The organism is Streptomyces sp. NPDC087215 (assembly GCF_044744885.1).
In the GTDB taxonomy this organism is placed as follows: Bacteria; Actinomycetota; Actinomycetes; order Streptomycetales; family Streptomycetaceae; genus Streptomyces.
This window is the reverse complement of sequence record NZ_JBIUZD010000004.1, coordinates 298,074-317,802: the sequence shown is the minus strand read 5'-3', so window position 1 is coordinate 317,802 and position 19,729 is coordinate 298,074. Positions and strand designations below refer to the sequence as shown.

General features: G+C 71.2%; 17 protein-coding genes. 15 read left to right on the top strand and 2 right to left on the bottom strand.

All coding sequences use genetic code 11. The features are described 5' to 3' along the window. Nucleotides 1–5: 5 nt before the first annotated feature. The 13 genes from ACIO92_RS14285 to nuoN all read left to right on the top strand — a co-directional run bounded on the left by ACIO92_RS14285 (nucleotide 6) and on the right by nuoN (nucleotide 15,569). Complete coding sequence (locus ACIO92_RS14285; RefSeq protein WP_024756031.1) at nucleotides 6–560, top strand: NADH-quinone oxidoreductase subunit B family protein; 555 nt, start codon at nucleotides 6–8, stop codon at nucleotides 558–560. After that, entirely contained in the window at nucleotides 557–1,288 is a 732-nt protein-coding gene (locus ACIO92_RS14280; RefSeq protein ID WP_366439720.1) for an NADH-quinone oxidoreductase subunit C, read from the top strand. The genes ACIO92_RS14285 and ACIO92_RS14280 overlap by 4 nt, the downstream gene beginning before the upstream one ends. Further along, a complete protein-coding gene (locus tag ACIO92_RS14275; protein ID WP_366439719.1) occupies nucleotides 1,288–2,610 on the top strand; it encodes an NADH-quinone oxidoreductase subunit D in 1,323 nt (440 codons plus the stop codon). The genes ACIO92_RS14280 and ACIO92_RS14275 overlap by 1 nt, the downstream gene beginning before the upstream one ends. Then, nucleotides 2,607–3,347: an NADH-quinone oxidoreductase subunit NuoE gene (gene nuoE / locus ACIO92_RS14270; RefSeq protein WP_366439718.1), complete on the top strand. Its 741-nt coding sequence runs from the start codon at nucleotides 2,607–2,609 to the stop codon at nucleotides 3,345–3,347. Before ACIO92_RS14275 ends, nuoE begins: the two co-directional genes overlap by 4 nt. Continuing rightward, nucleotides 3,347–4,696 carry an NADH-quinone oxidoreductase subunit NuoF gene (gene nuoF, locus ACIO92_RS14265; RefSeq protein WP_401236613.1) on the top strand — a complete coding sequence of 450 codons (1,350 nt, stop codon included), beginning with the start codon at nucleotides 3,347–3,349 and terminating at the stop codon, nucleotides 4,694–4,696. The genes nuoE and nuoF overlap by 1 nt, the downstream gene beginning before the upstream one ends. Next, nucleotides 4,693–7,191 (top strand): NADH-quinone oxidoreductase subunit G, encoded by a 2,499-nt coding sequence (locus ACIO92_RS14260; protein WP_366439716.1) that lies wholly within the window; start codon nucleotides 4,693–4,695, stop codon nucleotides 7,189–7,191. Before nuoF ends, ACIO92_RS14260 begins: the two co-directional genes overlap by 4 nt. A 127-nt stretch (nucleotides 7,192–7,318) precedes the next feature. Beyond that, nucleotides 7,319–8,713, top strand: a complete 1,395-nt coding sequence (gene nuoH / locus ACIO92_RS14255) for an NADH-quinone oxidoreductase subunit NuoH (RefSeq protein WP_366439715.1) — start codon at nucleotides 7,319–7,321, stop codon at nucleotides 8,711–8,713. Next, nucleotides 8,688–9,284: an NADH-quinone oxidoreductase subunit NuoI gene (gene nuoI, locus ACIO92_RS14250; protein ID WP_401236616.1), complete on the top strand. Its 597-nt coding sequence runs from the start codon at nucleotides 8,688–8,690 to the stop codon at nucleotides 9,282–9,284. Before nuoH ends, nuoI begins: the two co-directional genes overlap by 26 nt. Further along, a complete protein-coding gene (locus ACIO92_RS14245; RefSeq protein ID WP_402281377.1) occupies nucleotides 9,281–10,102 on the top strand; it encodes an NADH-quinone oxidoreductase subunit J in 822 nt (273 codons plus the stop codon). The genes nuoI and ACIO92_RS14245 overlap by 4 nt, the downstream gene beginning before the upstream one ends. After that, entirely contained in the window at nucleotides 10,099–10,398 is a 300-nt protein-coding gene (nuoK, locus tag ACIO92_RS14240; protein ID WP_017239464.1) for an NADH-quinone oxidoreductase subunit NuoK, read from the top strand. The genes ACIO92_RS14245 and nuoK overlap by 4 nt, the downstream gene beginning before the upstream one ends. 10 nt (nucleotides 10,399–10,408) lie before the next feature. After that, nucleotides 10,409–12,304: an NADH-quinone oxidoreductase subunit L gene (nuoL, locus tag ACIO92_RS14235; protein ID WP_401236619.1), complete on the top strand. Its 1,896-nt coding sequence runs from the start codon at nucleotides 10,409–10,411 to the stop codon at nucleotides 12,302–12,304. 5 nt (nucleotides 12,305–12,309) lie between these two features. After that, a complete protein-coding gene (locus ACIO92_RS14230; RefSeq protein WP_366439712.1) occupies nucleotides 12,310–13,911 on the top strand; it encodes an NADH-quinone oxidoreductase subunit M in 1,602 nt (533 codons plus the stop codon). Then, on the top strand, nucleotides 13,908–15,569 hold the full coding sequence (gene nuoN / locus ACIO92_RS14225; RefSeq protein WP_401236622.1) for an NADH-quinone oxidoreductase subunit NuoN: 1,662 nt from the start codon (nucleotides 13,908–13,910) through the stop codon (nucleotides 15,567–15,569). Before ACIO92_RS14230 ends, nuoN begins: the two co-directional genes overlap by 4 nt. A gap of 100 nt (nucleotides 15,570–15,669) precedes the next feature. Here nuoN and ACIO92_RS14220 read toward each other — a convergent pair whose 3' ends face one another. Beyond that, nucleotides 15,670–16,254, bottom strand: coding sequence for a hypothetical protein (locus tag ACIO92_RS14220; RefSeq protein ID WP_402281374.1), 585 nt, complete (start codon nucleotides 16,252–16,254; stop codon nucleotides 15,670–15,672). 193 nt (nucleotides 16,255–16,447) lie between these two features. On the opposite strand from ACIO92_RS14220, the gene ACIO92_RS14215 reads away from it, so the two are divergent. Continuing rightward, nucleotides 16,448–17,386 carry an AraC family transcriptional regulator gene (locus ACIO92_RS14215; protein WP_366439709.1) on the top strand — a complete coding sequence of 313 codons (939 nt, stop codon included), beginning with the start codon at nucleotides 16,448–16,450 and terminating at the stop codon, nucleotides 17,384–17,386. Between the two features lie 38 nt (nucleotides 17,387–17,424). Then, the gene (locus ACIO92_RS14210) at nucleotides 17,425–18,255 is read left to right on the top strand and encodes a carbohydrate-binding protein (protein ID WP_402281372.1); all 831 of its coding nucleotides are present in this window, start codon (nucleotides 17,425–17,427) and stop codon (nucleotides 18,253–18,255) included. Between the two features lie 105 nt (nucleotides 18,256–18,360). Here ACIO92_RS14210 and fahA read toward each other — a convergent pair whose 3' ends face one another. Further along, nucleotides 18,361–19,587: a fumarylacetoacetase gene (gene fahA, locus ACIO92_RS14205; protein WP_402281370.1), complete on the bottom strand. Its 1,227-nt coding sequence runs from the start codon at nucleotides 19,585–19,587 to the stop codon at nucleotides 18,361–18,363. Nucleotides 19,588–19,729 lie beyond the last annotated feature (142 nt).

Here is a 19,729-nt window from a genome sequence, read left to right as displayed (position 1 = left end):
CACCTATGGGACTCGAAGAGAAACTCCCGAGCGGCTTTCTGCTGACGACGGTCGAACAGGCCGCGGGCTGGGTGCGCAAGGCGTCCGTGTTCCCCGCGACCTTCGGCCTCGCCTGCTGCGCCATCGAGATGATGACCACCGGAGCCGGCCGGTACGACCTGGCCCGCTTCGGCATGGAGGTCTTCCGCGGTTCGCCGCGCCAGGCCGACCTGATGATCGTGGCGGGCCGGGTCAGCCAGAAGATGGCGCCCGTCCTGCGGCAGGTCTACGACCAGATGCCCAACCCCAAGTGGGTCATCTCCATGGGCGTCTGCGCCTCCTCGGGCGGCATGTTCAACAACTACGCGATCGTCCAGGGCGTCGACCACATCGTGCCCGTCGACATCTACCTGCCCGGCTGTCCGCCGCGCCCGGAGATGCTGCTCGACGCGATCCTCAAGCTCCACCAGAAGATCCAGACCTCCAAGCTCGGCGTCAACGCCGAAGAAGCGGCCCGCGAGGCGGAGGAAGCGGCGCTCAAGGCGCTGCCCACCATCGAGCTGAAGGGCCTGCTCCGGTGAGCGACGAGACACCGAACCCCGAGAGGGACCTCAGCGCGGGGAACCTGCCCGGCCAGCGCGGCGACCACGGCGAGGAGGTCCGCGTACAGCGTGGCATGTTCGGCGCGAACGACGGCGGCGACACCACCGGCTACGGCGGTCTCGTCCGCTCCGTACGGCTCCCCGGCCCCGCGAACCGCCCCTACGGCGGCTGGTTCGACGAGGTCGCCGACGAACTGGAGGGCGCCCTGGAGGAACAGGGACTCCTCTCCGGCAACGCCATCGGGAAGACCGTCGTCGACCGGGGCGAACTGACCTTCCACATCGAGCGCGAGCACCTCGTCCGCGTCGCCCGCACCCTCCGCGACGACCCGGCGCTCCGCTTCGAACTGTGCACCGGCGTCTCCGGCGTCCACTACCCGGACGACAAGGGCCGCGAGCTGCACGCCGTCTACCACCTGCGCTCGCTCACCCACGGACGGCTGCTCCGCCTGGAGGTCTCGGCCCCCGACACCGACCCGCACATCCCGTCCCTGGTCGCCGTCTACCCGACGAACGACTGGCACGAGCGCGAGACGTACGACTTCTTCGGCATCGTCTTCGACGGCCACCCCGCCCTCACCCGGATCATGATGCCGGACGACTGGCAGGGCCACCCGCAGCGCAAGGACTACCCCCTCGGCGGCATCGCCGTCGAGTACAAGGGCGCCCAGATCCCGGCTCCGGACCAGCGGAGGTCGTACAGCTGATGTCCACGTCCCACGCGTCTCCCCGAGAGACGACAGAAGGCACCGTCTACACGGTGACCGGCGGCGACTGGGAAGAGGTCGTCCAGTCCGCGGCCAAGGCCGACGACGAACGCATCATCGTCAACATGGGCCCCCAGCACCCGTCCACCCACGGCGTGCTCCGGCTCATCCTGGAGATCGACGGCGAGACCGTCACCGAGGCCCGCTGCGGCATCGGCTACCTCCACACCGGCATCGAGAAGAACCTCGAATACCGGACCTGGACGCAGGGCACCACCTTCGTCACGCGCATGGACTACCTCACCTCGTTCTACAACGAGACGGCGTACTGCCTCGGCGTGGAGAAGCTGCTCGGCATCACCGACCAGATCCCGGACCGCGCCAGCGTCATCCGCGTCCTCCTCATGGAGCTCAACCGGCTCTCCTCCCACCTGGTGTGCATCGCCACCGGCGGCATGGAACTGGGCGCCACCACGATCATGATCTACGGCTTCCGGGACCGCGAGATGATCCTGGACCTCTACGAGCTGATCACCGGACTGCGCATGAACCACGCGTTCATCCGCCCCGGCGGACTCGCCCAGGACCTCCCGCCCGGCGCCGCCGACGCCGTCCGCGAGTTCGTGAAGACCATGAAGAAGAACCTGCCGGAGTACGACAAGCTCGCCACCGGCAACCCCATCTTCAAGGCCCGTATGCAGGACGTCGGCTACCTCGACCTCACCGGCTGCATGGCCCTCGGCGCCACCGGACCGATCCTGCGCTCCGCGGGCCTCCCGCACGACCTGCGCAAGACCGACCCGTACTGCGGCTACGAGGACTACGACTTCGAGATCCCGACCACCGACACCTGCGACTCCTACGGACGCTTCCTCGTCCGCCTGGACGAGATGCGCCAGTCCCTCCGGATCGTCGAGCAGTGCCTCGACCGGCTGGAACCCGGCCCGGTCATGGTCGGCGACAAGAAGATCGCCTGGCCCGCGCAGCTCGCCCTCGGCCCCGACGGCCTCGGCAACTCCCTCGACCACATCAAGAAGATCATGGGCACCTCCATGGAAGCCCTGATCCACCACTTCAAGCTGGTCACCGAGGGCTTCCGGGTCCCCCCCGGCCAGACCTACGCGGCCGTCGAGTCCCCCAAGGGCGAACTCGGCGTGCACGTCGTCTCCGACGGCGGCACCCGCCCCTTCCGGGTCCACTTCCGCGACCCCTCGTTCACCAACCTCCAGGCCATGGCCGCGATGTGCGAAGGCGGCCAGGTCGCCGACGTCATCGTCGCCGTCGCCTCCATCGACCCCGTGATGGGAGGCGTCGACCGATGACCGACCAGATCAGCCTGGGAATGCCCCGGCTCCCCGCACCCGCCTACCCGGAGGACGTGCGCGCCCGCCTGACGGAGGACGCGCGGGCGATCGTCGACCGCTACCCGGACTCCCGCTCGGCGCTCCTGCCGCTGCTGCACCTGGTGCAGTCCGAGGAGGGCCACGTCACCCGTACCGGCATGGCGTTCTGCGCCGAGACCCTCGGCCTCACCACCGCCGAGGTCACCGCCGTCGCCACCTTCTACACGATGTACCGCCGCCGCCCCTCCGGCGACTACCAGGTCGGCGTCTGCACCAACACCCTCTGCGCCGTCATGGGCGGCGACGCCATCTTCGAGGAACTCAAGGAACACCTCGGCGTCGGCAACGAGGGCACCACCGACGACGGCAAGGTCACCCTCGAACACATCGAGTGCAACGCGGCCTGCGACTTCGCCCCCGTGGTGATGGTCAACTGGGAGTTCTTCGACAACCAGACCCCCGAGTCCGCCAAGAAGATGGTCGACGACCTGCGGGCCGGCCGCACCGTCGAACCCACCCGGGGCGCCCCGCTCTGCACCTTCAAGGAGACCGCCCGCATCCTCGCGGGCTTCCCCGACGAGCGCCCCGGCGCCGTCGAGGCCACCGGCGGCGCGGGCGCCGCCTCGCTCGTCGGCCTCCGGCTCGCCAAGGGCGACCGGACAGCCCACCGAATCGTCCACCCGCGAGCGGAGACCTCCGGACAGGAGGGGGAGTGATGACCTTGGCCGCCGAGATCAACAACAGCAGCCCCGAGAAGCTCCTCTCCCCGGTCCTCTCGGCCTTCTGGGACCAGCCCAACTCCTGGACGCTGGACACCTACGAACGGCACGAGGGCTACCAGGGACTCAAGCGCGCCCTCGCGATGAGCCCCGACGACCTCATCGCGTACGTCAAGGAGTCCGGCCTCCGAGGCAGGGGCGGCGCGGGCTTCCCCACCGGCATGAAGTGGCAGTTCATCCCGCAGGGCGACGGCAAGCCCCACTACCTCGTCGTCAACGCCGACGAGTCCGAGCCCGGCACCTGCAAGGACATCCCCCTCCTCTTCGCCAACCCGCACTCCCTCATCGAGGGAATGATCATCGCCTGCTACGCGATCCGCTCCCAGCACGCGTTCATCTACCTGCGCGGCGAGGTCGTCCCCGTCCTGCGCCGCCTCCACGAAGCCGTCCGCGAGGCCTACGCCGCCGGATACCTCGGCCGGAACATCCTCGGCAGCGGCCTCGACCTCGAACTCACCGTGCACGCGGGCGCGGGCGCCTACATCTGCGGCGAGGAGACCGCCCTCCTCGACTCCCTCGAAGGACGCCGGGGCCAGCCCCGGCTGCGGCCCCCCTTCCCGGCCGTCGCCGGTCTGTACGCCTGCCCCACCGTGGTGAACAACGTCGAGTCCATCGCGTCCGTTCCCGCGATCCTCCACCGGGGCAAGGAATGGTTCACGTCGATGGGCACCGAGAAGTCCCCCGGCTTCACGCTCTACTCGCTCTCCGGGCACGTCACCTCGCCCGGCCAGTACGAGGCCCCCCTCGGCATCACCCTGCGCCAGCTCCTCGACATGAGCGGCGGGATGCGCCCCGGACACCGGCTCAAGTTCTGGACCCCCGGCGGCTCCTCCACCCCCATGTTCACCGACGAACACCTCGACGTGCCCCTCGACTACGAGGGCGTCGGCGCCGCCGGATCGATGCTCGGCACCAAGGCGCTCCAGTGCTTCGACGAGACCACCTGCGTCGTCCGCGCCGTCACCCGCTGGACCGAGTTCTACGCCCACGAGTCCTGCGGCAAGTGCACCCCCTGCCGCGAAGGCACCTACTGGCTCGTCCAGCTGCTCCGCGACATCGAGGCGGGCAAGGGCGAACTGTCCGACCTCGACAAGCTCAACGACATCGCCGACAACATCAACGGCAAGTCGTTCTGCGCCCTCGGCGACGGCGCCGCCTCCCCGATCTTCTCCTCCCTGAAGTACTTCCGCGAGGAGTACGAGCAGCACATCACGGGCAAGGGCTGCCCCTTCGACCCGGCCAAGTCGACCGCCTGGGCGGACAACCACAAGGAGGTGACCGCATGACCGTCACCGCGTCCTCCCCGGCGGGAGGCGGCTCCCCGGCCGTACCGCCGGAAGACCTGGTCACGCTGACCATCGACGGCATCGAGACCTCCGTCCCCAAGGGGACCCTGGTCATCCGCGCCGCCGAACAGCTCGGCATCGAGATCCCGCGCTTCTGCGACCACCCCCTCCTCGACCCCGCGGGCGCCTGCCGCCAGTGCATCGTCGAGGTCGAGGGCCAGCGCAAGCCCATGGCCTCCTGCACCATCACCTGCACCGACGGCATGGTGGTGAAGTCACAGCTCACCAGCCCCGTCGCCGAGAAGGCCCAGCACGGTGTGATGGAGCTGCTGCTCGTCAACCACCCGCTGGACTGCCCCGTCTGCGACAAGGGCGGCGAATGCCCCCTGCAGAACCAGGCGATGTCCCACGGACAGTCCGAGTCCCGCTTCGACGGCGTCAAGCGGACCTACGAGAAGCCCGTCGCCATCTCCACCCAGGTCCTCCTGGACCGCGAGCGCTGCGTGCTCTGCGCCCGCTGCACCCGCTTCTCCCACCAGGTCGCGGGCGACCCCATGATCGAACTGATCGAGCGCGGCGCCCTCCAGCAGGTCGGCACCGGCGAGGGCGACCCCTTCGAGTCGTACTTCTCCGGCAACACCATCCAGATCTGCCCGGTCGGCGCCCTCACCTCCGCCGCCTACCGCTTCCGCTCCCGCCCCTTCGACCTGGTCTCCACGCCCTCCGTGTGCGAACAGTGCGCGGGCGGCTGCGCCACCCGCACCGACCACCGGCGCGGCAAGGTCATGCGACGGCTCGCCGCCGACGACCCCGAGGTCAACGAGGAGTGGATCTGCGACAAGGGCCGCTTCGGCTTCCGGTACGCACAGCAGCGCGACCGGCTCACCACCCCGCTCGTCCGCAGCGCCGAGACCGGTGAACTGGAGCCCGCCTCCTGGCCCGAGGCCCTGGAAGCCGCCGCCCGCGGCCTCGCCCGGGGCCGCACCGGCGTCCTCACCGGCGGCAGGCTGACCGTCGAGGACTCCTACGCGTACGCCAAGTTCGCCCGGGTCGCCCTCGGCACCCACGACATCGACTTCCGGGCGCGCGTCCACTCCGGCGAGGAGGCCGACTTCCTGGCCTCCGCCGTCGCCGGACAGGGCCGCGACCTCAGTGGGAACGGCGTCACGTACACCTCCCTCGAAGCCGCCCCGGCCGTCCTCCTCGTCGGCCTGGAGTCCGAGGAGGAGGCCCCCGGCGTCTTCCTCCGGCTCCGCAAGGCCTGGCGCAAGCACGGCCAGAAGACCTACGCGGTCGCCGCCTTCGCCACCCCGGGCCTGGAGAAGGCGGGCGGCACCCTGCTGCCCGCCGCCCCCGGCACCGAGACCGAATGGCTCGACGCCCTCACCTCCCGGGTCGGCCTCGAAGGCGAAGGACCCGCCGCCGCCGAGGCCCTCCGGCGGGAAGGCGCCGTCATCGCCGTCGGCGAGCGGCTCGCCGGAGTCCCCGGCGCGCTGACCGCCGCCCTGCGCACCGCCGCCGCCACCGGCGCCCGGCTCGTGTGGATCCCGCGCCGCTCCGGCGAACGCGGCGCCGTCGAGGCCGGGGCGCTCCCCGCGCTGCTGCCCGGCGGGCGCCCCGCGACCGACCCCCGCGCGCGTGAGGAGGTCGCCGCCGTCTGGGGCGTCCGCGAACTCCCGCACGGCTACGGCCGCGACACCGGACAGATCGTCGAGGCCGCCGCGGGCGGCGCGCTCTCCGCCCTGCTCGTCGGCGCCGTCGAGGTCGCCGACCTGCCGGACCCGGCCCGCGCGCGGACCGCCCTCGACGCGGCCTTCGTGGTCTCCCTGGAGCTGCGGCCCAGCGAGGTCACCCGACGGGCCGACGTCGTCCTCCCGGTCGCCGCCGTCGCCGAGAAGCCCGGCACCTTCCTCAACTGGGAGGGCAGGGCCCGGATGTTCGAGGCCGCGCTCAAGCCCGAGCAGATGACCCGCCCGTCGGCCCCCACCGACGCCCGCGTGCTCCACATGCTCGCCGACGCCCTCGACGCCCACCTGGGCCTGCCCGACCTCAAGTCCGTGCGCCGGGAGCTCGACCGGCTCGGCCGCTGGACCGGGGAGCGGGCCTCCGAGCCCTCCGAGCCCGGCCGGGCCGCGCCCCGGGTCGGGGACGGCGAGGCCGTCCTCGCCGGACACCGTCTGCTGCTCGACCTCGGACGCCTCCAGGAGGGCGACACCGCCCTCGCCGGAACCCGGCACGCGGCCGTCGCCCGGCTCTCCGCCGCCACCGCCGCCGACACCGGAGTCAAGGACGGCGACACCCTCGAAGTGACCGGCCCCGCGGGCTCCGTGGCCTTCCCGCTCCGGGTCACCGAGATGCCCGACCGGGTCGTCTGGCTGCCGCTGAACTCGGCCGGCCGGGGAGTCCTCTCCGACACCGGCGCCCGCCCCGGCGACCTGGTCCGCATCGGCCCGGCCGGTCCCGCGTCCGGCCAGGACACGGAGGCGGGCTCATGACCACGACCCCCGTCCGGCCGGGCCGGGCCCCCGCCGCCGCAGGCCGCGGCCCCGCCGGGCCGCGCCCCCGCATCCCCCTCGTCCGGCCGGGCGCAGCCCGGACCGCAGTTGCTCCGGAGGCGCGCGCATGACCGCCCTCGCTCCACTCGCGGACGCCCCGCTCGGCGTTCTCGCCGCCGAGGACCTGTCCATGTTCGGCACGGACCCCTGGTGGCTCGTCCTGATCAAGGCCGTCTTCTGCTTCGCCTTCCTGATGGTGACCGTGCTCTTCTCCATCGTGTGGGAGCGCAAGGTCGTCGCCTGGATGCAGTTGCGCGTCGGCCCCAACCGGCACGGCCCCTGGGGCCTCCTCCAGTCCCTCGCGGACGGCATCAAGCTGATGCTCAAGGAGGACGTGATCGTCAAGAACGCCGACAAGGTCGTCTACGTCCTCGCCCCGGTCATCGCGGCGATCCCCGCGTTCATGGCCATCGCCGTGATCCCCTTCGGACCGGCGGGCAACGAGGTCTCGATCTTCGGCCACCGCACCGCGATGCAGCTCACCGACCTGCCGATCGCGATGCTGTACGTCCTCGCGGTCGCCTCCGTCGGCATCTACGGCATCGTCCTCGCGGGCTGGTCCTCCGGCTCCACGTACCCGCTGCTCGGCGGTCTCCGCTCGTGCGCGCAGATGATCTCCTACGAGATCGCCATGGGCGCCGCCTTCGCCTCCGTCTTCCTCTACTCCGGGTCGATGTCGACCTCGGCGATCGTCGAGGCGCAGGCGGACCGCTGGTTCGTGATCCTGCTGCCGGTCTCCTTCATCATCTACATCGTCACCATGGTGGGCGAGACCAACCGCGCCCCCTTCGACATGCCGGAGTCCGAGGGCGACCTGGTCGGCGGCTTCAACACCGAGTACTCCTCCATCAAGTTCGCGATGTTCATGCTCGCCGAGTACGTGAACATGGTGACGGTCTCGGCCGTGTCGGTGACCCTCTTCCTGGGCGGCTGGCGGGCCCCGTACCCGATCTCCACCTTCTGGGAGGGCGCGAACCACGGCTGGTGGCCGATGCTCTGGTTCGTCCTCAAGGTGCAGCTGCTGCTCTTCTTCTTCATCTGGCTGCGCGGCACCCTGCCCCGGGTCCGCTACGACCAGCTGATGAAGCTCGGCTGGAAGGTCCTCATCCCGGTCTCCGTGGTCTGGCTGATGCTGGTCGCCACCGTCCGGGCCCTGCGCAACGAGAACATCGCCTTCGGCAACATCGTCCTGTACGTCGCCGGAGCCGTCCTCGCACTGCTGCTGCTCTCCTTCGTCGTCGACGTGTTCCGCGACCGCAGGGCCAAGGCCGCCGAGGACCCCGGTGACCGCGCCGAGCCCGCCTTCGACCCGATGGCCGGCGGCTTCCCCGTACCGCCCAAGCCCGGACAGTCCCTGCCGGCCGTCCCCCGGCGCAGACCCCGGCACGACCGGGACCTCGTTGTCAGTGGCGCATCCGATACTGCTACTGCGAGTGATGGAAAGGAGACGGACGGTGTCTGACTTCCAGAATCCGGTGGCCGGGTTCGGCGTGACCTTCAAGGCCATGTTCAAGAAGCGGCTGACCGAGCAGTACCCGGAGCAGCAGAAGACGACGGCGCCCCGCTTCCACGGCCGCCACCAGCTCAACCGCCACCCCGACGGCCTGGAGAAGTGCGTCGGCTGCGAGCTGTGCGCCTGGGCCTGTCCCGCCGACGCCATCTACGTGGAGGGCGCGGACAACACGGAGGAGGAGCGCTACTCGCCGGGCGAGCGGTACGGCCGGGTCTACCAGATCAACTACGCCCGCTGCATCCTCTGCGGGCTGTGCATCGAGGCGTGCCCCACCCGGGCGCTCACGATGACCAACGAGTTCGAGCTGGCCGACTCCTCCCGCGCGAACCTGATCTACACCAAGGAGCAGCTCCTCGCGGGACTCGAGGACACCATGGTCGACACCCCGCACGCGATCTTCCCCGGCATGACCGAGCAGGACTACTACCGGGGTCTGGTCGAGGAGGCCGCACCCGGCACCGTCCGCCAGGCCGCCGTGTCCAAGGGGGAGCAGGGCGACCAGGAAGAGGTGGACGCATGAGCGCCCAGCTCGCGGCGTACGCCACGTCGACCGGTGAGGCCGCCCAGTTCTGGGTGCTCGGCACCGTCGCCGTCATCGGCGCGCTCTGCACGATCCTGATGCGGCGGGCCGTCCACTCGGCGCTCTGCCTCGCCGGAACCATGATCATCCTGGCGGTCTTCTACCTGGCCAACGGGGCGTACTTCCTCGGTGTCGTCCAGATCGTCGTCTACACCGGCGCGATCATGATGCTCTTCCTCTTCGTCGTCATGCTGGTCGGCGTCACCGCGGCGGACTCGCTGACGGAGACCATCAAGGGCCAGCGCTGGCTCGCCGTCCTGTGCGGCCTCGGCTTCGGCGTCCTGCTGATCGCGGGCATCGGGAACGCGTCACTGACCGAGTTCACCGGCCTCGGCGCCGCCAACAGCGCCCGCGGGGGGAACGTGGAGGGCCTCGCCGCCCTCATCTTCACCAAGTACGTCTTCGCCTTCGAGATCACCGGCGCGCTCCTCATCACCGCCTCCGTCGGCGCGATGGTGCTGACCCACCGCGAGCGCATCGAGCGGGCCCGCACCCAGCGCGAGCTGTCCGAGCAGCGCGTCCGCGAGGGCAAGCACCTGCCGCCGCTGCCCGCCCCCGGCGTCTACGCCCGGCACAACGCCGTGGACATCGCCGGTCTGCTGCCCGACGGCACCCCGGCGGAGCTCACCGTCATGCAGACCCTGCGCAAGCGGGGCCAGGTCAGGGACGTCTCCGCCGAGGCGCTGGCCGACCTCAAGGCCCTGGAACAGCGCTCCGAGGAGCGGCTCGGCCGGGACGAAGAGGAGGCCAGCCGGTGAATCCCGTCAACTACCTGTACCTCGCCGCCCTGCTGTTCACCATCGGTGCGGCCGGGGTCCTGATCCGGCGCAACGCGATCGTGGTCTTCATGTGCGTCGAGCTGATGCTCAACGCCTGCAACCTCGCGTTCGTCACCTTCTCCCGTATGCACGGAAACCTCGACGGCCAGATCATCGCCTTCTTCACGATGGTCGTCGCCGCCGCGGAGGTCGTCGTCGGGCTCGCGATCATCGTGTCCGTCTTCCGTGCCCGCCACTCGGCCTCGGTCGACGACGCCAGCCTGATGAAGCTGTGAGGGGCTGACCGTGGAAAATCTCATCGCGCTGCTCGTCGGCGCGCCCCTGCTCGGCGCGGCCGTCCTGCTCTGCGGCGGACGACGTCTCGACCGGACCGGGCACTGGATCGGCACGCTGCTCGCGGCCGTCTCCTTCGGCATCGGTCTGGTCCTCTTCGCCGACATGCTCGGCAAGGGTGCCGAGGACCGGGCCCTGCACCAGCGGCTCTTCTCCTGGATCCCCGTCGAGGGCTTCCAGGCGGACATCGCCTTCCAGCTCGACCAGCTCTCGATGACCTTCGTCCTGCTGATCAGCGGGGTCGGCACGCTCATCCACGTCTACTCCATCGGCTACATGGAGCACGACGAGCGCCGCCGCCGCTTCTTCGGCTATCTCAACCTGTTCGTCGCGGCGATGCTGCTGCTCGTCCTCGCCGACAACTACCTGCTGCTGTACTTCGGCTGGGAGGGCGTCGGCCTCGCCTCGTACCTCCTGATCGGCTTCTGGCAGCACAAGCCCAGCGCGGCCACCGCCGCGAAGAAGGCCTTCCTGGTCAACCGGGTCGGTGACATCGGCCTCTCGATCGCCATCATGCTGATGTTCACCACCTTCGGGACCTTCGCCTTCGGGCCGGTCCTGGAGGCGACCGGGGAGACCGGCGAGGGCAAGCTGACCGCGATCGGCCTGATGCTGCTCCTCGCGGCCTGCGGCAAGTCGGCCCAGGTGCCGCTGCAGTCCTGGCTCGGGGACGCGATGGAGGGCCCGACCCCGGTCTCGGCCCTCATCCACGCGGCCACGATGGTGACCGCCGGTGTCTATCTGATCGTCCGCTCCGCCGACATCTTCAACGCGGCGCCGGACGCGCAGCTCGTCGTCACCGTGGTCGGCGCGGTCACGCTCCTCTTCGGTGCGATCGTCGGTTGCGCCAAGGACGACATCAAGAAGGCGCTGGCCGGCTCGACCATGTCGCAGATCGGCTACATGATCCTGGCGGCCGGTCTCGGCCCGATCGGCTACGTCTTCGCGATCATGCACCTGGTGACGCACGGCTTCTTCAAGGCCGGGCTCTTCCTCGGCGCCGGTTCGGTCATGCACGGCATGAACGACGAGGTGGACATGCGGAAGTACGGCGGCCTGCGGAAGTACATGCCGGTCACCTTCGTCACCTTCGGCCTGGGGTACCTCGCGATCATCGGCTTCCCCGGTCTGTCCGGCTTCTTCTCCAAGGACAAGATCATCGAGGCGGCCTTCGCCAAGGGCGGCACCGAGGGCTGGATCCTCGGCGCGGTCACCCTGCTGGGCGCCGCCATCACCGCGTACTACATGACCCGCGTGATGCTGATGACCTTCTTCGGCGAGAAGCGCTGGCAGCCCGACGAGCACGGCCACGAGCCGCACCCGCACGAGTCGCCGAAGTCCATGACGATCCCGATGGTGCTGCTGGCCTTCGGCTCGGTCTTCGCCGGAGGCATCTTCGGCGTCGGCGACCGGTTCGTGAAGTGGCTGGAGCCCGTCACCGCGTTCGAGCACGGCCACCCGCCGATCAGCGCCGGGACGATCACCGCCGCCACCGTCGCCGTCATGGTGATCGGCGTCGGCCTCGCCTACCTCCAGTACGGCCGCGGGCCCGTTCCCGTCGTCGCCCCGCGCGGCTCGCTGCTCACCCGGGCCGCCCGCCGCGATCTCCTCCAGGACGACTTCAACCACGCCGTCTTCGTCCGCGGCGGCACCCATCTGACCCGCTCGCTGGTCTACGTCGACCACTCCCTCGTCGACGGCGTGGTCAACGGCACCGCGGCGGGCGTCGGCGGGCTCTCCGGCCGTCTGCGCAAGCTCCAGAACGGCTACGTCCGCACGTACGCGGTCTCCATGTTCGGAGGTACGGCGGTGCTGATCGCCGCGACCCTGCTGATGAGGGCGGTGTAACGCTCATGTCATTTCCGCTCCTCACCCTGACGGCGGCGGTTCCGGCGGTCGGTGCGATCCTCACCGCCGCCGTCCCCGCCGCCCGCCGCACCGCGGCCAAGTGGCTGGCGCTGCTGTTCTCGCTCGCCACCCTGGTGCTCGCCGCCCTCGTCTTCGCACGGTTCGAGCCCGGCGGCGAGCGGTACCAGCTGACCGAGTCGCACGCCTGGATCAAGGACTTCGGCGTCCGCTACGAACTGGGCGTCGACGGCATCGGGGTGGCGCTCATCGCGCTCACCGCGCTGCTGATCCCCTTCGTCATCCTGGCCGGCTGGAACGACGCCGACCCTTCCCCGAGCTCTTCGGGCGGCGGATACCCCAAGGACCGCGCCGACTCCCGGTGGCGTCCCACCCAGGGCTTCTTCGCCCTGATCCTGATGGTCGAGGCGATGGTGATCCTCTCCTTCGAGGCCACCGACGTCTTCCTCTTCTACATCCTGTTCGAAGCCATGCTCATCCCGATGTACTTCCTCATCGGCGGCTTCGGCGACCGCGCCCACGCGGGCACCGACGAGAACGCGGCGGCCCAGCGCTCCTACGCGGCCGTCAAGTTCCTCCTCTACAACCTGGTCGGCGGCCTGATCATGCTGGCCGCCGTCATCGGGCTCTACGTGGTCGCGGGGAACTTCTCGCTCACCGAGATCGCCGAGGCGCGGGCCAACGGATCGCTCGACATGGCGACCAACACCGAGCGGTGGCTGTTCCTCGGCTTCTTCTTCGCCTTCGCGGTGAAGGCGCCGCTGTGGCCGCTGCACACCTGGCTGCCGAACGCGATGGGGGAGGCGACCGCCCCGGTCGCCGTCCTCATCACCGCCGTCGTCGACAAGGTCGGCACCTTCGCGATGCTCCGCTTCTGCCTCGGGCTCTTCCCCGAGGCGTCGAAGTGGGCGACACCCGTGATCATCGTCCTCGCGCTGATCAGCATCGTCTACGGGGCGCTCGTCGCCGTCGGCCAGCGGGACATCAAGCGCCTGGTCGCCTACGCGTCGATCTCCCACTTCGGCTTCATCGTCCTGGGCATCTTCGCGATGACCAGCCAGGGCCAGTCGGGCGCCACGCTCTACATGGTCAACCACGGCATCTCGACGGCCGCCCTGATGCTCGTCGCCGGATTCCTGATCTCCCGGCGCGGCTCGCGGCTCATCGCCGACTACGGCGGGGTCCAGAAGGTCGCCCCGGTGCTCGCGGGCACCTTCCTGATCGGCGGTCTCGCGACCCTGTCACTGCCCGGACTCGCCCCGTTCGTCAGCGAGTTCCTGGTCCTGGTCGGCACGTTCGCCCGGTACCCGGTGGCCGGGATCATCGCCACCACCGGCATCGTCCTCGCCGCGCTCTACGTCCTCGTCCTGTACCAGCGGACGATGACCGGGCCGGTCAAGGAGGAGGTGCGGTCGCTGCCCGACCTGCGCCCGCGTGAACTCGCGGTGGTCGTCCCGCTGATCGCCGTCCTGATCTTCCTCGGGGTCTTCCCGAAGCCGCTGACGGACGTCGTCAACCCGGCGGTCCGGCACACCATGTCCGACGTCCAGCAGAAGGACCCCCAGCCAGAAGTGGAGGCGGCCAAGTGAGCGCATCCGCCGTGACGTCCTCCGTCCACAGCCTGTGGACGACCGCCGCCGAGCCGCTGCCGAAGATCCCGACACCCCACATCGAGTACACCCAGCTCGCGCCGGTGCTCATCGTGGTCGGCGCGGCGATCCTCGGCATCCTCGTCGAGGCCTTCGTGCCGCGCCGGGCCCGGTACCACACCCAGCTCTTCCTCAGCGTCGTGGCGCTCGTCGCCTCGTTCGCCGCGATCGTCGGCCTCGCCGCCGGAGGCTACGGCACCACCAAGGCCCACATCGCGGCCATGGGAGCCATCGCCGTCGACGGGCCCGCCCTGTTCCTCCAGGGCGTCATCCTCCTCGCCTCCGTCGTGGCGGTCTTCACCTTCGCCGAGCGCAGGCTCGACCCGGCCGACCACGGCCACAAGGTCGACTCCTTCGCCGCCGAGGCGGCGGCCGTCCCCGGCAGCGACCACGAACGGGCCGCCGTCAAGGCCGGGTTCACCACCACCGAGGTGTTCCCGCTGGCGCTCTTCGCCGTCGCGGGCATGTTGGTCTTCCCGGCGGCCAACGACCTCCTGACGCTCTTCATCGCCCTGGAGGTCTTCTCCCTCCCGCTGTACCTGCTCTGCGCCGTCGCCCGCCGCAAGCGGCTGATGTCGCAGGAGGCGGCCGTCAAGTACTTCCTGCTCGGCGCGTTCTCCTCGGCCTTCCTGCTCTTCGGGATCGCCCTGCTCTACGGCTACGCGGGCTCCGTCTCGTACGCCACCATCGCCCAGGTCGTCGACGGCACGGTCACCTCGGTGAACCCGGCGCTCGCCGACACCATGGGCAACGACGCGCTGCTGCTCATCGGCTTCGCCCTGGTCCTCATGGGGCTGCTCTTCAAGGTCGGCGCCGTCCCGTTCCACATGTGGACCCCGGACGTCTACCAGGGCGCCCCGACCCCGGTCACCGGCTTCATGGCCGCCGCGACCAAGGTCGCCGCCTTCGGCGCGCTGCTCCGTCTCCTCTACGTGGTGCTGCCGGGCCTCACCTGGGACTGGCGGCCCGTCATGTGGGGCGTCGCCGCCGTCACCATGCTGGGCGGTGCGATCATCGCCATCACCCAGACCGACATCAAGCGCCTCCTCGCGTACTCGTCGGTCGCGCACGCGGGCTTCCTGCTCGCGGGTGTCATCGCGGCCACCCCGAGCGGCATCTCGTCCGTCCTGTTCTACCTGGGCGCCTACTCCTTCGTGACGATCGGCGCCTTCGCCGTCGTCACGCTGGTCAGGGACGCGGGCGGCGAGGCCACCCATCTGTCCAAGTGGGCCGGGCTCGGACGGCGTTCGCCGCTCGTCGCGGCGGTCTTCGCGGTCTTCCTGCTCGCCTTCGCGGGCATTCCGCTGACCTCCGGCTTCTCCGGCAAGTTCGCCGTCTTCAAGGCGGCGGCGGAGGGCGGCGCGGGCGCGCTGGTCGTGGTCGGTGTGCTCTCCTCGGCCATCGCCGCGTTCTTCTACATCCGGGTGATCGTGCTCATGTTCTTCAGCGAGCCGAAGGCGGACGGCCCCACGGTCGCCGTGCCGTCGGCGCTGACGGGCGTCGCCATCGCGGCGGGCGTGGCGGTCACGCTGGTGCTGGGCGTCGCCCCGCAGTACTTCCTGGACCTGGCGAACCAGGCGAGCGTGTTCGTCCGTTAGGACGCACCGCGTGTGAGGGGCCCGGCTCGGGGGCGAGCCGGGCCCCTCGGCGCGTCCGGGCCCCGCCGCGAGCACCCGGGGCCTTCGGGGTGTCCCGGGGTCAGGGGCAGGTCACCCTGGGGTTGTAGCGGGCGAAGAGGCCCGCCGGGTTCCGCTCGTACAGCCAGACGTGCCGGTCGTAGACCCGGCCGAACCGGGCGTGCGGGAAGGGGCCGTCGAAGGGCCGCCCGAACATCACGGGGGCGGGCTGCCCGGTGCTGCGGACGATCCACTCGACGGCGACCAGGTGGCGCCGCCCGTCCGCGCCGGTCCCGTAGATGACGTTGGTGGGCCGGGCCGGGTCGGTGGAGCCGAGGTCGGCCGCGTTCGTGTAGTGGTAGCCCATGCCGCCGGTGCCGGGCATGGCGACGCAGTCGTCGGTGCGGACGTACCCCGCGGCGACCGCCTGCCGCTCGTCCGCGTACCGGGCGGTGGCCGCGTACGCCGCCGCCAGCTCACGGGTGACGGAGCCGCGGGAGCCGGGGCCGGTGTCCTCGGCCCGTGCGGGGCCCGCCACGAGGACGGTGGCGGCGAGGGCCGCGAGACCGAGCGCCGCCGTCGCCGGACGGGCCCGCCGGGGGCGACGGGCGGGCTCGGCGGGATCGGCGGGATCGGCGGGGTCTGCGGGGCGGGGGAGTGCGGGCATGGCGTGCTCCTCGGGAGGGACGGCGTCCCGGTGGGCGGGGGCGCCGGTGTCGGGCGGCTCCTCCCCCGCGCCCACGTGAGGAGCATGGTCCGCCCGGCGGGACACCGCACGCGGGGGTGACCCGTTGGAGGTGTCCGTGCCATCGTGTGAGCCGCCCCAATGGTCTGTACCACCAGGAGGGAGAAGCCGCGCGATGCGCACCGCCTTACCGAGGACCCCGGCCGCCGCCCCGAGGGACTGCGACCCGCCCATGCACCGACTTGAGATGCGGATGCCCGAAGGACTGCCGTTCGCCGCGGGCACCTTCGACAGCATCGGCCCGATGTCCCGGGCCGCCTTCCCGCACCGGCACACCTTCTACGAGATCGTCCACGTCACCCGGGGCACCGGCACCCATGTGGTGGACCTCGCCCGCTGGGAGCTGCGCCCGCCCCACCTCGGCCTGATCCTGCCGGGCCAGCTCCACCACTGGGAGGACGCCCGGGGCCTCGACGGGCACGTCGTCCTGTTCACCGGGGACTTCCTGCTCGACCACCCCGGCGACCGCGACCTCCTGAGCCGCCTCGGCGAGAACCCCTGGCTCACCCTCGACGGGCCCACCCACGCCCGCACCGGCCTCCTGATGGCCGAACTCGTCGAGGAGTACGGGCACGGCGCCGACGGCTTCGCCACCGTCCTGCGCTCCCTGCTGCACGTCCTCCTGGTCCGCACCGCCCGCCTCCGGGGCCCCGGCCCGGACGGTCCCGGCGCGAGCGGCCCGCCGCCCGGCAGGCCCGCCGCCGTCGCGGAGTCCTTCGCCCGGCTCCTCGCCCGTACCGGCACCGACGGCAGGCCCGTCCGCGCGTACGCCGAACTCCTCGGCGTCACCCCCGGCTACCTCACCGAGGCCGTCCGCGCCGCCACCGGCCGCACGCCGGGCACCCTGCTCCGGGAGGCCCGCACCCGTGAGGCCCAACGGCTCCTGGCACGGACCGAACTGTCGGTACGTCAGATCGCGGCCAGGACCGGCTTCAGCGACCCCGCCTACTTCTGCCGCTTCTTCCGGCGCGAGACCGGCACCAGCCCCGGGGACTTCCGGAAACACCACGACCGCCGTGCTCCGTCCATCGAAGGCGGCCCCCCGCCCGCCTAGGTTCGATGCCGATCCCCTCCCCCCCACCAGGAGCAGGCATGGACAACGAGACCAGTACCGGACACGTCTCCCGCAAGGCGGTGCTGCGCGCCGCCCTCGCGGCGGGCATCGCGGCACCCGCCGTGCTCATGGGCGTCCCGGCGCTCGCCCGCACCCTCACCGACGGCACGGCGGCACCCGCGCTCACCCCCGAGTGCGACGACGGCGACGACCCCACCGTGCCGCAGATCGAGGGCCCCTACTTCAAGCCCAACTCGCCGCTGCGCACCGGCCTGCTGGAAGCCAACACGCCCGGCGTCCGGCTGACGCTCAGCGGATACGTCTTCGGGCTCGCCTGCCGGCCGATATCCGGGGCGCTGCTCGACTTCTGGCAGGCCGACACCAACGGGGCCTACGACAACACCGGGTTCAAGTTCCGCGGCCACCAGTTCACCGACGCGCAGGGCGCCTTCAAGCTCACCACGATCGTGCCCGGCCTCTACCCGGGCCGCACCCGGCACATCCACGTCAAGGTCCAGGCCCCCGGCCGCCCGATCCTCACCACCCAGCTGTACTTCCCGGGCGAGCCCCGCAACAACACCGACAGCATCTTCGACGCCCGGCTCCTGATGAGCGTGCGGGACGGCGGCGGCGGCAAGGAGGCGGCCTTCGACTTCGTCCTCAACGTGCCGCAGAACCCCAGCCCCTCGCCGACGCCCACGGCGACCACGACCACCCAGCCGCCCGGCGGCACCTGGGCCGCCGGGACCGCGTACCGGGCGGGGGACAGGGTCACCTACGGCGGGGTGGCGTACGTCTGCCTCCAAGGGCACACCGCCACCGTCGGCTGGGAGCCGCCGAAGGTCCCCGCGCTCTGGCGGGTCGGCTGAGGCCGGGCCCGGGGGCTCTCCGCGCCACCCCGGGCCCTCCGCGCCGGGCCCGCCCCTCGTCCCGGGGGCGGGCCCTCCCGCTGTCCGGGCGGGCCCCTGCCGACGTCAGGCCGAAGGGGCGATCCGCCCCCGGACCTCGCCCAGGGCCACCCGCGTGCCGTCCGGGCCCGGCGCCCAGGCCGTCAGGACGACCTCGTCGCCGTCCTCCAGGAACGTCCGCTTCCCACCGGCCAGTTCGATCGCGTCCCGGCCGTTCCAGGTCAGCTCCAGGAGCGAACCGCGCTGGCCCGCTTCCGGCCCGGAGACCGTCCCGGAGCCGTAGAGGTCGCCCGTGCGCAGCGAGGCGCCGTTGACCGTCATGTGCGCGAGCTGCTGCGCCGCCGTCCAGTACATGGTGGCGAACGGCGGCTCCGCGACCACCTCGCCGTTGATCTCCACCGTGATCCGCAGGTCGAAGCCGCCCCGCTCCTCCTCGGCCGAGTCGTCCAGGTAGGGCAGGAGCGGGAAGTCCCGGGCGGGCGGGGCGGTCCTGGCCGCGTCCAGCGCCTCCAGGGGCGTCACCCACGCCGACACCGAGGTCTGGAAGGACTTCCCGAGGAACGGGCCGAGCGGCACGTACTCCCAGGCCTGCACGTCCCGCGCCGACCAGTCGTTGAGCAGGGTCAGGCCGAACACGTGCTCCCGGAAGTCCCCGAGCGCGACCGGGGTGCCCAGCTCCGAGGGGGTGCCGACGAGGAAGCCGACCTCCGCCTCGATGTCCAGCTTCACCGAGGGCCCGAAGACCGGGGCCGGGTCCGTGGGCGCCTTGCGCTGCCCGGAGGGGCGGACGACATCGGTGCCGGAGACCACGACCGTGCCCGCCCGGCCGTGGTAACCGATGGGCAGGTGCTTCCAGTTGGGGGTGAGCGCCTCGCCGTCGGGGCGGAAGATCCGGCCCACGTTCGTGGCGTGGTGCTCGCTCGCGTAGAAGTCGACGTAGTCCGCGACCTCGTACGGCAGGTGCAGGGTCACGGTGTCGAGCGGGTGCAGCAGCGGCTCGATCGCGGGGCGGTGCGCGGGGACCGTCACCCAGGCGGTGAGGGCCCGGCGGACATCGCGCCAGGCGGTGCGCCCGGCCGCCAGCAGCGGGTTCAGGTCCGTCCGGTCGAGGAGGGCCGCGTACGGCGAACCGAGCGCGTGCGCGGCGGCGCCCGCGTCGAGCACGTACCCGCCGATCCGGACGCCGAGGCGGCGGCGACCGGGCTCGTCGGCGGTGGAGAAGACGCCGTACGGGAGGTTGTGCGGGCCGAAGGGATCGCCCTCGGCCAGGTCGAGCGGGCTGTGCTCGGACATCGGTGCTTGCCTCGCTTTCCACGGGTGTGGGGGACACGTTACGGGGCGGCCCGCCGGGCGCGGATGACATGGATCACACAGAAAGTGCGACCTCCGTGAGCAACTGTCCGGATTCTTGCGGTTTACCGAAGCTTTGCTCGCC

Excerpts from the sequence above, each read along its gene's own strand:
- ACIO92_RS14285 (WP_024756031.1), top strand. The coding sequence starts at position 6 with ATGGGACTCGAAGAGAAACTCCCGAGCGGCTTTCTGCTGACGACGGTC.
- ACIO92_RS14275 (WP_366439719.1), top strand. The coding sequence starts at position 1,288 with ATGTCCACGTCCCACGCGTCTCCCCGAGAGACGACAGAAGGCACCGTC.
- nuoE (WP_366439718.1), top strand. The coding sequence starts at position 2,607 with ATGACCGACCAGATCAGCCTGGGAATGCCCCGGCTCCCCGCACCCGCC.
- nuoF (WP_401236613.1), top strand. The coding sequence starts at position 3,347 with ATGACCTTGGCCGCCGAGATCAACAACAGCAGCCCCGAGAAGCTCCTC.
- ACIO92_RS14260 (WP_366439716.1), top strand. The coding sequence starts at position 4,693 with ATGACCGTCACCGCGTCCTCCCCGGCGGGAGGCGGCTCCCCGGCCGTA.
- nuoH (WP_366439715.1), top strand. The coding sequence starts at position 7,319 with ATGACCGCCCTCGCTCCACTCGCGGACGCCCCGCTCGGCGTTCTCGCC.
- nuoI (WP_401236616.1), top strand. The coding sequence starts at position 8,688 with ATGGAAAGGAGACGGACGGTGTCTGACTTCCAGAATCCGGTGGCCGGG.
- ACIO92_RS14245 (WP_402281377.1), top strand. The coding sequence starts at position 9,281 with ATGAGCGCCCAGCTCGCGGCGTACGCCACGTCGACCGGTGAGGCCGCC.
- ACIO92_RS14230 (WP_366439712.1), top strand. The coding sequence starts at position 12,310 with ATGTCATTTCCGCTCCTCACCCTGACGGCGGCGGTTCCGGCGGTCGGT.
- ACIO92_RS14220 (WP_402281374.1), bottom strand. The coding sequence starts at position 16,254 with ATGCCCGCACTCCCCCGCCCCGCAGACCCCGCCGATCCCGCCGATCCC.
- ACIO92_RS14215 (WP_366439709.1), top strand. The coding sequence starts at position 16,448 with ATGCGCACCGCCTTACCGAGGACCCCGGCCGCCGCCCCGAGGGACTGC.
- ACIO92_RS14210 (WP_402281372.1), top strand. The coding sequence starts at position 17,425 with ATGGACAACGAGACCAGTACCGGACACGTCTCCCGCAAGGCGGTGCTG.
- fahA (WP_402281370.1), bottom strand. The coding sequence starts at position 19,587 with ATGTCCGAGCACAGCCCGCTCGACCTGGCCGAGGGCGATCCCTTCGGC.